Source organism: Sphingomonas sp. NCPPB 2930 (genome assembly GCF_042867205.1).
Lineage (GTDB): Bacteria > Pseudomonadota > Alphaproteobacteria > Sphingomonadales > Sphingomonadaceae > Sphingomonas.
In genome coordinates, this window is the sequence record NZ_JBHZQU010000021.1 from 40743 (window position 1) to 52277 (window position 11535).

Consider the following 11535-nt stretch of genomic DNA (forward strand, 5'->3'; position numbering starts at 1 on the left):
CGTGGGGAGAGGCCGTTCAGCGTGGAGCCATGCGCGGCGTTCGACGTTGTCGTCTCAAAGGAGTTTCGTCGCCATGGTTCGTGCCGCCCTGATCGCTGCCCTGCTGTTGACCCCCGGCGCGGCGCTTGCCCAGCAAGCGGGGCAGGATGCGCAGGCCGCCTCCGGCCAACCGCCCAAGCGGGTGCGTCAGGTGACGCTGACCGGCGACCAGAAATGTCCGCCCAGCACCTCCGAAGAGGTGGTGGTCTGCGGTCGCGTCGACGAGCCCTACCGCATTCCCAAGGCGTTGCGCGACGACAAGCCGATTCCCGCGCAGAACCAGAGCTGGGTCAACCGTGCCGCGACGATCGATCAGGTCGGTCGGGTCGCGGGCGGCATCCCCGACACCTGCTCGCCGGTCGGCACGGGCGGGCAGAGCGGGTGCAGCATGACCTGGAACCGCCAATATTCCGACGAACGCCGCGCCCGCCGCGCCGAAGCGACCCCGCCGTCCGCCGACGGGCAGTGAGGGCGGTGGCTTAGGGTCGATCGACGTGCGGGATTGCGTCTTCTTCCCTCTCCCCTGGACAGGGGAGAGGGTTAGCGAAGCTTGCCAGCCTGCTGGCTAGCGCAGCTTGGGTGAGGGGTTGAGCGAGCCCAAGGGCTCGCGCGCTCGCGAAGCGAGCGCCACCCCTCACCCAGCTCCGACTAAGCCTTTGCTACGCAAAGGCCAAGTCTGCGCAACCCTCTCCCCTCTCCCCTCTGCGAGGGGCGAGGGAAGAAGAAGCTATCCTGAATATCGATCCGCCCCAGTTCCCTCGCGTTTGCGGCGATACTGGTTCCGCTTCCCCGTCGGGCGCCCCGGCCCTGAGCTGCCCTACTGCCCGAAACCCCCGTCACCCGCCCGCGCCACCGCATCGCGTGCGGCGGCGAGCATCGCGCCTGCCTTGGCCTCGCATTCGCGCTGTTCATAGGCCGGGTCGCTGTCGGCGACGATGCCTGCGCCCGCCTGGACATGGATGGTGCCGTCCTTGACCACCGCGGTCCGCAGCACGATGCACGAGTCCATCGATCCGTCGGGCGAGAAATAGCCGACGCCGCCCGCATAGGCGCCGCGCTGCTCGGGTTCCAGCTCGGCGATGATCTGGCAGGCGCGGACCTTGGGCGCGCCGCTGACCGTGCCCGCCGGGAAGCCCGCGAACAGCGCGTCGAGCGCGTCCTTGTCGTCGCCCAGCCGTCCGACGACGTTGGACACGATGTGCATCACATGACTGTAGAATTCGACCGTATAGCTGTCGGTCACACGGACGCTGCCCGCCGCCGAGGCGCGGCCGACATCGTTGCGGCCCAGGTCGAGCAGCATCAGATGCTCGGCACGCTCCTTGGGATCGGCGAGCAGGCTGTCGCGGTTGGCGGCGTCCTCGGCACGCGTCTTGCCGCGGGGGCGGGTGCCCGCGATCGGCCGGATCGTGACCTCGCCCGCGCGGACCCGGACGAGGATTTCGGGGCTCGATCCGATCAGCGAAAAGCCCGGCAGGTCGAGATGATAGAGGAAGGGCGAGGGGTTGATCCGCCGCAGGCTGCGATACAGCTCGAAGGGCGGCAGCGCGAAGGGCGCCGAGAAACGCTGCGCCAGCACCACCTGAAATATGTCGCCCGCGACGATATAGTCCTTCGCCCGCGCCACCATCTCCGCATAGAGCCCGGCGGGCAGGGCGGGGGCATAGCTGGGCTCGGGCAGATCGGCGCGGACCGGCGGCGGCAGACGGGTGGAGGCCAGCCGCGCGGCGGTGGCGTCGAGCCGCTCCTGCGCCTCGGCCAGCGCGCGTTCGGGATCGCGGACATTCTCGGGCCAGACCGGCGCGACGAGATAGAGCGCGTCGGTCAGCCGGTCGAACACCAGGATGACCGTCGGTCGCACGAAAATCATGTCGGGCAGGCCGAGCGGATCGACCGGGGGCTTGGGCAGCGCCTCGACCAGCCCCACCGTCTCATAGCCGAAATAGCCAACCAGGCAGGCGAGCGCGGGCGGCAGCCCATCAGGCACGTCGGCGCGGCATTCGGCGACCAGCGTGCGTAGCGCGGCGAGCGTCGGCGCAGCACAGGGCTCGAAAGCGTCGCGATCGGTCGCCCAGCGGCGGTTGATCGCGGCGTCATGCCCGTCGGCGCGGAAGACGAGATCGGGGGCCAGCCCGATCAGGCTGTAGCGCCCGCGCGTCGCGCCGCCCTCGACCGATTCGAGCAGGAAGTCGCCGCGCCCCGGCTCGATCAGCTTCAGCGCGGCGGCGACCGGCGTCTCGGTGTCGGCGATCTGCCGCCGCCACACCAGCGCGGGCCGCCCCGCCTTCAGCTGGGCGAGCGCGGCGTCATCGGCGTGGGGCTCAGTTGCCGCCATTGTTCAGCAGCTCCGAGCGGACCTTGGCGATCGCCTTGGGATCGGTCTTGACGCCCAGCGTGTCGCGGACGGCGCGGGCGAATTGCGAGACATATTCGCGGCCGACCAGGCGGCCAATGTCCCCGCGCGCGGCGCGGATCGCGGCGTCATTGCCGGTCGCATTGCCCGCCTCGATCTTCGTCACGCGCAGGATGTACCAGCCTTCGTTCTGCGGTGCCTCCAGCGTGCGCGCCTTGTTCTGCGGCATCGAGAACAGCAGCGCGAGCGGAGCGGCGGCAGGGGTGTTCTGCGCGGCGGCGAGGTCGCGGCGCGACGCGGCGATCGGGCGGACCGGCGGCACGGCCAGCCCGGTTTCCTTCAGCGCCTGCGCCATCGGCATGCCCTTGTTCACCTTGGCGAGCACGGCATTGGCCAGCTTGCGCGCGGCGGCACGGGCGCGGTCGGCGTTCAGATCGGCCAGCACCTGCGCGCGGACCTGCGCCAGCGGGCGGGGTGCCGAGCGCTGGATCTGGCCGACGCCGACGATGGCGAAGCCGCCGTCCTGGCCGACCGGAACCAGCTGCGGCGCGTCGCCTTCCTCGGCGGTGAAGGCGGCGGTGATCATCGCGCGCTGTTCGGGCGTCGGCTGGAAGGTGGGCGCGTCGGGCGCCGTGCCCTGCGCGGTGACGGCAGGGGTGGTCTGCGCCTGCAGCTTGCGGTCGGCGACCACTTCCTCGAAGGTCGCGTTGCCCGACAGCGAATCCTCGATCGCGTTGCGCATCTCGCCCAGCGCGGCGGCCTGCTTCTGCTTGGTCAGCTCCGCGACGATCTCGGGACGGACCTGCGCTAGCGTCTTGCCCGGCACCTGGGTCACGCCGTCGACACGGGCGACGACGAAGCCGAGGGTGCCGCGCACCGGACCCACGACCGTACCCTTGGCGGCGGTGAACACCGCATCGGCGACCGGCGCGGAGGCGAGCGCGGCATAGGCCGCCTTGTCCAGGCCCTTCTGCACCGAAGCCTCGAGCCCGGCGGCGCGCGCCGCATCGGCCAGGCTGGTGCCGCCCTTCGCCTTGGCGGCCAGCGCGTTCGCGCCCGTCTGATCGGCGACGATCACCTGCGTCACGTCGCGCTTTTCGGCGGCGGCGTAGCGCGACTGGTTGCTCTGATAATAGCGGGCGATTTCCGCCTCGCTGGGGGTCGCCTTGGCCGCGATGGCGGCGGGGGTGACCAGCGCATAGCGGACGACGCGACGCTCGGGCAGCGTGTAGCGCTGGACGTTGCGCGTGTAGAAGGCCTGGATGTCGGCGTCGCTGGGCGCGGGGCCGGTGGGCACCAGACGGGTCGGGATAAAGCCGACCTCACCGCCGCGCTTTTCGAGCAGCAGCGAGGCATAGGGCAGCGCCATCTGCATCGCCATCTGGGTCGCGCCGATGGTGGGCACGGTCAGTTGCTGCGCGAACAGGGTGCGCTCCAGGTCGGTGCGGACCTGCGCGTCGGTCATCTTCCGCTGGGCCAGAAGCTGCTGGTAAAGCGCCGGATCGAACTGGCCATTGGGGCCGCGAAAGGCCGGGATCGAGGCGATCTGCCCGTCGATCAGGCGGCGCGAGACGACCATGCCCTGGTCCTTGCCGAACTGTTCGAGCGACAGGCCGGTGATCTCGCGCTGGAGCACGCCCTCGAACCCGCCCGCCGCCATGAACTGCGCCATGTCGAAGGTCGGCTGTTCCTGGCGATAGGCGGCGACCTCGTTCTGCGCGGCGGTGCGCAGGTCGTTGGCGGTGATCTTCGCATCGCCGACCTTGGCGACCGACGAGCCGGTCAGCCCGCCCGCCATGCCCGAGATGTTGGACACGTCGCCCGCGGCGAACGCGATCGCGATCACGCCCAGCACGATGAAGGTCACGACGACGCCGGCCTTGGAATTGATGATCCGGCGGAAGAAGCTGAGCATGGACGACCGATCGGCAAAGGATAAAAACGGATGTGCTTTAGGGGCCCGTCGCGCCCGCATCAAGCTTGCGCGGATCGCATGATCCGCTATCGGTGTTGAACACGTATAACAGTCGACAGATGAGGAGCCCGGTTATGGCACGGCGCAAAATGGTGGCTGGCAACTGGAAGATGAACGGTTCGCGCGCCGCCCTGGCCGAGCTGGACGCGATCGCGGCGGCGGCGCTGGCGGCCCCGAATGTCGATGTCGCGATGGCGGTGCCCTTCACGCTGATCGCCGCGGCGGCGGAGCGGGTGCCCGATCTGGCGATCGGCGCGGAGGATGTGCACGAACGCGATTCGGGGGCGCATACCGGCTGCGTCTCGGCCGGGATGGTGCGCGAGGCGGGCGCGCGCTTCACGATCGTCGGCCATTCCGAACGTCGTGCCGACCAGGGCGAGACGAGCCAGGACGCCTGGGCCAAGGCGGCGGCGGCGCATCGCAACGGCCTGAAGGTCATATTGTGCTGCGGCGAGACCGAGGCGGAGCGCAATGCGGGCCGCGCCGAGCGGGTGGTGCAGGCGCAGATCGAGAAGTCGGTGCCCGACAATGCCGATGGGAGCTGGTTCACCCTGGCTTATGAACCGCGCTGGGCGATCGGGACCGGGCGGACGCCGACCGTCGAGGAGATCGCGACGATCCACTCGATCGCGCGCGCCAAGCTGCGCATGCTGATCGGCGATGCGGCGGACGACGTTCGCATCCTGTATGGCGGCTCGGTGATCGGTGAGAATGCGGCGACGCTGTTGTCGGTCGAGAATGTCGACGGCGCGCTGGTCGGCGGAGCCAGCCTGACCGCCGAGAAGTTCGTGCCGATCATCGAGGCGGCGGCGGGGTTGTGATTGGGGTTGGGTGTGGCCCGTGCGCTTCGACTTCGCTCAGCGTGAACGGCTGTCGGGATTGATCCCCGAGCTCCGTTCAGCCTGAGCGTAGTCGAAGGCCACGTCCAACCGCCGATCAAACCCCCGAATAGCGCTCCTTCAACATCCGATACGCCGCGCGCAGGGCATAGGCGTCACCCCCCTTGGGGCGTCCCGGCTTGCCCGAAGGCCGCCACGCGAACACGTCGAGATGCGCCCAGGCCGTATCCCGGGGCACGAAGCGCCGCAGGAACAGCGCCGCCGTGATTGCCCCCGCAAAGCCGCCATCGGGTGCGTTGACCATGTCGGCGATGTCGGACTTGAGCATATCGTCATAGCCGTCCCAGAGCGGCATCCGCCACACAGGATCGTCCTCCGCCACGCCCGCCGCCAGCAGCTCGGCCGCCAGCGCCTCGTCATCGGTGAACAGCGGCGGCAGGTCGGGGCCCAGCGCCACGCGCGCCGCCCCGGTCAGCGTAGCGAAGTCGAGGATCAGCTCGGGCTTCTCCTCGCCCGCGCGGGTCAGCGCGTCGCCCAGGATCAGGCGGCCCTCGGCGTCGGTATTGGTGTTCTCGACGGTCAGGCCCTTGCGGGTGCGCAGCACGTCGCCGGGGCGGAAGGACGCGCCCGACACCGCATTCTCCACCGCCGGGATCAGCAGGTGCAGCCGGACCGGCAGCTTGGCCGCCATGACAAGGCCAGCCAGCGCCAGCGCATGCGCCGCGCCGCCCATGTCCTTCTTCATCAGCCGCATGCCCGCCGACGGCTTGATGTCGAGCCCGCCAGTGTCGAAGCACACGCCCTTGCCGACGATCGCGATGCGCGGATGGGCGGGATTTCCCCAGGCCAGCTCGATCAGGCGCGGCGCACGGTCGCGCGTCGCGGCCTGCCCGACCGCATGGATCATCGGATAGTCGCGGGCGAGCGTCTCGCCCGCCGTGACGGTGACGGTCGCACCATGGGCCTGGGCCAGCGCCTCGGCCTGCGCTTCCAGCTCGGCGGGGCCCAGATCGCCCGCACCCGTGTTGACCAGATCGCGGACCAAGGCGGTCGCGGCGGCGATGCGGAGCATCTCGTCCCGGTGCGCGACGTCGCGGGTCAGCAGGACGCGGGGCCCCGCATCCTCCGCCTTGCGATAGCGGGTGAAACGATATTGGCCGAGCAGCCAGCCCAGCGCATTGGCCCCGACCTCCGCGCCGTCCAGGCGATAGCTGCCCTCGGGCAGCGTCTCGGCGAGCTTTGCCAGCGCCCAGGGCGCGGCGGGATCGGCGACGCCCGCCACCACCGCGATGCCGTCATCCTGCGGCACGAGGATATGGCTATTGGGCTTGGCGGTGAAGCGCTGCGCGGCCGCCAGCGCGCGGGTCGCGGCGGGCTGGCGGCTCAGCCAGCCGTCAAAGCCGTCGGCGGTCAGCAGCGTGATCGCATGGGCGCTCTGGCCGCGATCGGGTTGGAGCAGGGGGGCAAAGTCGGTCATTCGGCGGGACTCACGAGAAACTGTTCGATCTTTCCGGTCGCACCCGGCTCGGCATAGGTGCTGATGCGCAGCGTGCGGTTCGGATAGGTCACGCGGTAGGAACGGTTGACGAACCCGCCGCGCAGCCGGGTCTTGCCCGTCTGTTCGATCGTCTTCGGCGCGCCGAGTGGCGACAGGCTCGACCGATAGTCGGCGATGGTCGCGGGGGTGAAATAATAGGCCGCGTCCTCGGTCAGCAGCGATCGGTCGAGGTGCCCCGCCTGAAGCTGGGCATAGACCCGGCGAATGCGGTCGAGCGCGGCGGCATCCCCGGCATCGGCCTTGGGCGCGGGCAGGACGATGTCGGATATGCCCTTGGCGATCCGCCCCTGCGCATCGGCGAACCAGGCATTGACCGCGACCACCACGGCGGCCTTGTCGTCCGGATAGACGATATTCTCGGTCAGGAAGCCGACCGCCTCGCCGCTATGCTCGACCACGCGGCGTCCATCGGCGGTGCCGACCGCGACGCCCAGCCCGTAATTGGTGTTCGATCCATCGGCCAGCTTGACCGGCGTCTCCTGCTCATTCCAGTCCTTCGCGGGCAGCAGCGTGCGGTTCATCCGCGCCACGTCCCATTTCGCCAGATCACGCGGTGCCATGGACAGCTCGCCCGCCGCATAGAGCCAGCCGGGGGCCGCGGGCGTCTCGACCCGGACGGGGCCCAGCGCATGGCGGAGATAGCCCTGGGGGAAGCCCGGCCCGACCGCCTTGTCCTGATCCACCGCGCGGATGCCCAGCGGACCGAAGACGCGCGCCTGGAGAAAGTCGAGCAGCGGCTGGCCCGATACCTTCTCGACGATCAGGCCCGCCACGACATAGCCGGTGTTGGAATATTGCCACTGGGTGCCCGGCGCGAAGTCCAGCGGCGCCTTGGCCCAGCGGTCGACGATCCCCTGCGGCGTGGTGGGGGTCGCCATCGCCTTGAAGCTGTAATCCTGCGGCCAGTAATCGCGCAGGCCCGAGGTGTGGCTGAGCAACTGGCGGATGGTGATTGTGTCGCCGCCGCTGATGCCGGGGATATATTTGGCGACAGTGTCGTCCAGCGACAGCTTGCCTTCATCCGCCAGCAACTGGATCGCGGTCGCGGTGAACTGCTTGGACACAGAGGCGATCTGATAGGGAAGCGCCGGATCGGCGGGGCCGCGCTGCCCCTCGAACTGCTTGCCATAAGCCTTGGCGAGCACGATTTTGCCGCCGCGCACCACCGCGATCGAGGCGGAGGGGACGCCGGTATCGGCCAGCGTCCTGGTCACCAGCGCATCGATCTTCTGGGTTTCGGCCGGGGTCAGGGCTTGTGCGGCGAGCGGAGCGGGGGCGAGCAGCGCGACGGCTGCCAGCAGGGTCGGGTATCTCATGCGCTCCAAGGAAGCAGGTTTGTGGGGGCGGCGCAACGGGTGTGGGGCGGGTGTGGGAGCGTGGAGGGCGGTCGTGCCCCCCTCCGTTCAGCCTGAGCGTAGTCGAAGGCCATGCTACGACATCTGCCAAGCCTGAAGATCACTGTGTGGAGAATGAGTCCCTTGGCCTTCGACTACGCTCAGGCTGAACGGGGGATGGGAGACACCCGGCGCTTTTTCCTGGCCACCCCGGCGAAGGCCGGGGTCCAGTTGCGACGTTCTGCGTTGGAGACCCCGTCGCGCGCCTAGGCGCGCTGACCACCGGACCCCGGCCTTCGCCGGGGTGGACTGCGGGAGACGGACGAATGACCACCGAACTGACCATCCTCGGCTGGTCGATCATCCTGTTGTTCGTCCATCTCGCGCTGCAATCGCAGTTGGCGACGCTGGACCGGGGTATCGGCTGGAATGCGGGGCCGCGCGACGGGACTCCGGCGCCGCTGGGACCGCTTGCCGGGCGGGCGGAGCGTGCTTCGGCCAATTATCGTGAGACCTGGCCCGTCTTCATTGCGCTGGCGCTGGGGCTGGCCCTGACCGGCCGGAGCGGCGGGATGGCGGCGACCGGCGCGTGGGTCTGGTTCCTCGCACGGGTCGCCTATGTGCCGCTCTATCTGTTCGGCGTCCGGTACGTCCGGTCGCTGGCCTATCTGGTGTCGATGGCCGGGCTGGTGATGATGCTTATTCGCTTCCTGTGACGGGGACGCCGTACAGGTCATGCTCGTCGGCATCCTCGATCTCGACGGACACGATATCGCCGACCGACAGATGCCCGGCATCGCGCAGGAAGACCTCACCGTCGATCTCGGGCGCGTCGGCCTGGGACCGGCCGGTCGCGCCGCCTTCGTCATCCACCGCGTCGATGATGACGGGCAGGGTGCGGCCGACCTTGGCGGCCAGCTTGGCGGCGGAGATGGCGGCGGTCTTTTCCATGATCCGCGCGTAACGCTCTTCCTTCACCTCCTCGGGGACGTGATCGGGCAGGGCGTTGGCGGCGGCGCCCTCGACGGGCTCGAAGCGGAAGGCCCCGACCCGGTCGAGCTGCGCCTCGTCCAGCCAGTCGAGCAGATATTCGAAATCCTCCTCCGTCTCGCCGGGGAAGCCGACGACGAAGGTCGAGCGGATCGCGATATCGGGGCAGATGTCGCGCCACTGGTGGATGCGCTGGAGCACCTTGGCGTCGTTGCCGGGGCGCTTCATACGGCGGAGCACCGACGGCGCGGCATGCTGGAACGGAATGTCCAGATAGGGCAGCACCAGCCCTTCCGCCATCAGCGGGATCACCTGATCCACATGCGGATAGGGATAGACATAGTGCAGCCGCACCCAGGGCGCGATCTTGCCCAGTTCGCGGGCCAGGTCGGTCATGTGCGGCACGACCTCCTGCCCCTTCCACATCCGCGGTTCCTTGCGGATGTCGATGCCGTAGGCCGAGGTGTCCTGGCTGATGACCAGCAGCTCGCGCGTGCCCGCCGCGACCAGCTTTTCCGCCTCGCGCAGGATGGCGTCGGGGCGGCGGCTGACCAGGTCGCCGCGAAGCGACGGGATGATGCAGAAGCTGCACCGATGGTTGCAGCCCTCGGAAATCTTCAGATAGCTGTAATGGCGCGGGGTCAGCTTCAGCCCGGCGTCGGGGATCAGGTCGATATAGGGCGACAGGTTGGCGGGCGCGGCGGCGTGGACCGCCTCCACCACCTGCTCATATTCATGCGCGCCGGTGATCGCGAGCACGTCGGGGAAGCGGGTGCGGATCGCCTCGGCCTCCTTGCCCATGCAGCCGGTCACGATGACGCGGCCATTTTCCTTGATCGCCTCGCCGATCGCCTCCAGGCTTTCCTCCTTGGCGGAGTCGAGAAAGCCGCAGGTGTTGACCAGCACGACGTCGGCCCCGGCATAGTCGGGCGACATCTGATAGCCGTCTGCGCGGAGCTGGGTCAGGATGCGTTCGCTGTCGACCAGATTCTTGGGACAGCCGAGCGAGACCATGCCGACACGCGGCGGAGTGGGGAGTTTGGTTGCCATGGGATACGCGCGCACATAGGCCAAAACGCGACGCTTTTCCAGATGCGCTTGCGCCATGTGGTCGACACGTCCGCGCGATCCCGGCATGAGGGATGCAAATTCACAAGGGTTAAGCGCGATGCTGGCGATCGGATTGATGTCGGGAACCTCGCTCGACGGGGTGGATGCCGCGCTGATCGAGACGGACGGCGAGGCGCAGCGGCGCGCGATCGCCTTTCGCAGCGAACCCTATTCGGATGCCGCGCGCACCGAACTGGCGGAGGCCACCGCCATGGCGCTGACCTTCGACCGACCGCGCGCCAGCCCGCCGATCGTCGCGGCGAGCGAGTTGATCGTGCGCACCCATGCGATGGTCGTCCAGAAGCTGCTGCGCGATGCCGGGATCGGCGCGGATGCGGTCGATGTCATCGGCTTTCACGGCCAGACGGTCGCGCATCGCCCCGATCGCGGCTGGACCTGGCAGATCGGCGACGGACAGGCGCTGGCCGATGCGACCGGGATCGTCACCGTCTCCGACTTCCGCTCGGCCGATGTCGCGGCGGGCGGGCAGGGGGCGCCGCTGATCCCGGTCTATCACGCCGCGCTGGCGGCCGGGTTGGAGAAGCCGGTGGCGATCCTCAATCTGGGCGGGGTGGCGAACATCACCTGGATCGGCGACGACGGCGCGCTCGTCGCCTTCGATACCGGCCCGGCCAATGGCCTGATCGACAGCTGGATGGAGACCGAAACCGGGCAGCGTTACGATGCCGATGGCGCACTGGCGGGCAGCGGACGGGTGGAGCCGACCGTGCTCGACACGATGATGGACAATGGGTGGTTCGACCTCGCCCCGCCCAAGTCGCTCGACCGCAACGACTTCACCATCCAGCCCGCGCGGGGGCTGTCGGCGGCGGACGGCGCGGCGACGCTGACCGCCTTTACCGCGCAAACGGTGGCGCGCGCGCTCGACCATCTGCCCGCGCGGCCCCGGCGCCTGCTGGTCGCGGGCGGCGGGCGGCACAATGCCACGATGCTCGCGATGATCGCGGCGGCGACGGGGCTGACCCCCGAGCCGAGCGATGCGCTCGGCTGGAACGGCGACGCGATGGAGGCGGAGGGCTTCGCCTATATGGCGGTGCGTCGGCTGAACGAGCGGCCGATCAGCTTTCCCGGCACGACCGGCGTGCCGCAGCCGATGACCGGGGGCGTGATTCATCGCCCCGCCGGGGGATAGGACCAAGCGATCAGGGATGACCGTCGTCCTGGCGGGCCCCGCTCCGGCCCCAGGACGGATCGCCATTCTGGATCGCTTCTTCTTCCCCTCTCCCCTGGACAGGGGAGAGGGTTAGCGAAGCTTGCCAGCCTGCTGGCTAGCGTAGCTTGGGTGAGGGGTTGAGCGAGCCCAAAGGCTCGCGCGC

The 11535-nt window shown here is 69.2% G+C and carries 9 protein-coding genes; 4 read left to right on the forward strand and 5 right to left on the reverse strand.

Translation table 11 applies throughout. The annotated features are described in order from the left end of the window. Positions 1–73: 73 nt before the first annotated feature. Positions 74–508 (forward strand): hypothetical protein, encoded by a 435-nt coding sequence (locus ACFX59_RS16910; RefSeq protein ID WP_309696302.1) that lies wholly within the window; start codon positions 74–76, stop codon positions 506–508. 348 nt (positions 509–856) lie between these two features. On the opposite strand, the gene trpE is transcribed toward ACFX59_RS16910, so the two are convergent. Further along, complete coding sequence (gene trpE, locus ACFX59_RS16915) at positions 857–2374, reverse strand: anthranilate synthase component I (protein ID WP_387433944.1); 1518 nt, start codon at positions 2372–2374, stop codon at positions 857–859. Continuing rightward, positions 2361–4307, reverse strand: a complete 1947-nt coding sequence (locus ACFX59_RS16920; protein ID WP_387433946.1) for a SurA N-terminal domain-containing protein — start codon at positions 4305–4307, stop codon at positions 2361–2363. Before ACFX59_RS16920 ends, trpE begins: the two co-directional genes overlap by 14 nt. 134 nt (positions 4308–4441) lie before the next feature. Between ACFX59_RS16920 and tpiA the strand changes: the two genes are divergently transcribed. After that, positions 4442–5188 (forward strand): triose-phosphate isomerase, encoded by a 747-nt coding sequence (gene tpiA, locus ACFX59_RS16925; RefSeq protein ID WP_354297051.1) that lies wholly within the window; start codon positions 4442–4444, stop codon positions 5186–5188. Positions 5189–5303: 115 nt separating this feature from the next. Here the strand turns inward: tpiA and ACFX59_RS16930 are convergent, their stop codons facing one another. Together ACFX59_RS16930 and ACFX59_RS16935 are read right to left on the reverse strand one after the other, a co-directional pair. Further along, a complete protein-coding gene (locus ACFX59_RS16930) occupies positions 5304–6683 on the reverse strand; it encodes a leucyl aminopeptidase family protein (RefSeq protein ID WP_387433948.1) in 1380 nt (459 codons plus the stop codon). Beyond that, complete coding sequence (locus ACFX59_RS16935) at positions 6680–8080, reverse strand: serine hydrolase domain-containing protein (protein WP_387433950.1); 1401 nt, start codon at positions 8078–8080, stop codon at positions 6680–6682. The genes ACFX59_RS16930 and ACFX59_RS16935 overlap by 4 nt, the downstream gene beginning before the upstream one ends. Before the next feature lie 344 nt (positions 8081–8424). On the opposite strand from ACFX59_RS16935, the gene ACFX59_RS16940 reads away from it, so the two are divergent. Further along, entirely contained in the window at positions 8425–8814 is a 390-nt protein-coding gene (locus ACFX59_RS16940) for an MAPEG family protein (protein ID WP_387433952.1), read from the forward strand. On the opposite strand, the gene rimO is transcribed toward ACFX59_RS16940, so the two are convergent. Next, entirely contained in the window at positions 8798–10138 is a 1341-nt protein-coding gene (gene rimO, locus ACFX59_RS16945; RefSeq protein ID WP_387433955.1) for a 30S ribosomal protein S12 methylthiotransferase RimO, read from the reverse strand. The two genes, ACFX59_RS16940 and rimO, sit on opposite strands and share 17 nt — an antisense overlap. Positions 10139–10256: 118 nt before the next feature. Here rimO and ACFX59_RS16950 point away from each other — a divergent pair, with 118 nt between their 5' ends. After that, on the forward strand, positions 10257–11351 hold the full coding sequence (locus ACFX59_RS16950) for an anhydro-N-acetylmuramic acid kinase (protein ID WP_387433958.1): 1095 nt from the start codon (positions 10257–10259) through the stop codon (positions 11349–11351). Positions 11352–11535 lie beyond the last annotated feature (184 nt).

Bases quoted from the DNA above. Each gene is read 5' to 3' on its own strand.
- ACFX59_RS16935 (WP_387433950.1), bottom strand. From the start codon at position 8,080: ATGAGATACCCGACCCTGCTGGCAGCCGTCGCGCTGCTCGCCCCCGCT.
- ACFX59_RS16940 (WP_387433952.1), top strand. From the start codon at position 8,425: ATGACCACCGAACTGACCATCCTCGGCTGGTCGATCATCCTGTTGTTC.
- ACFX59_RS16920 (WP_387433946.1), bottom strand. From the start codon at position 4,307: ATGCTCAGCTTCTTCCGCCGGATCATCAATTCCAAGGCCGGCGTCGTC.
- ACFX59_RS16910 (WP_309696302.1), top strand. From the start codon at position 74: ATGGTTCGTGCCGCCCTGATCGCTGCCCTGCTGTTGACCCCCGGCGCG.
- ACFX59_RS16950 (WP_387433958.1), top strand. From the start codon at position 10,257: ATGCTGGCGATCGGATTGATGTCGGGAACCTCGCTCGACGGGGTGGAT.
- rimO (WP_387433955.1), bottom strand. From the start codon at position 10,138: ATGGCAACCAAACTCCCCACTCCGCCGCGTGTCGGCATGGTCTCGCTC.
- trpE (WP_387433944.1), bottom strand. From the start codon at position 2,374: ATGGCGGCAACTGAGCCCCACGCCGATGACGCCGCGCTCGCCCAGCTG.
- tpiA (WP_354297051.1), top strand. From the start codon at position 4,442: ATGGCACGGCGCAAAATGGTGGCTGGCAACTGGAAGATGAACGGTTCG.
- ACFX59_RS16930 (WP_387433948.1), bottom strand. From the start codon at position 6,683: ATGACCGACTTTGCCCCCCTGCTCCAACCCGATCGCGGCCAGAGCGCC.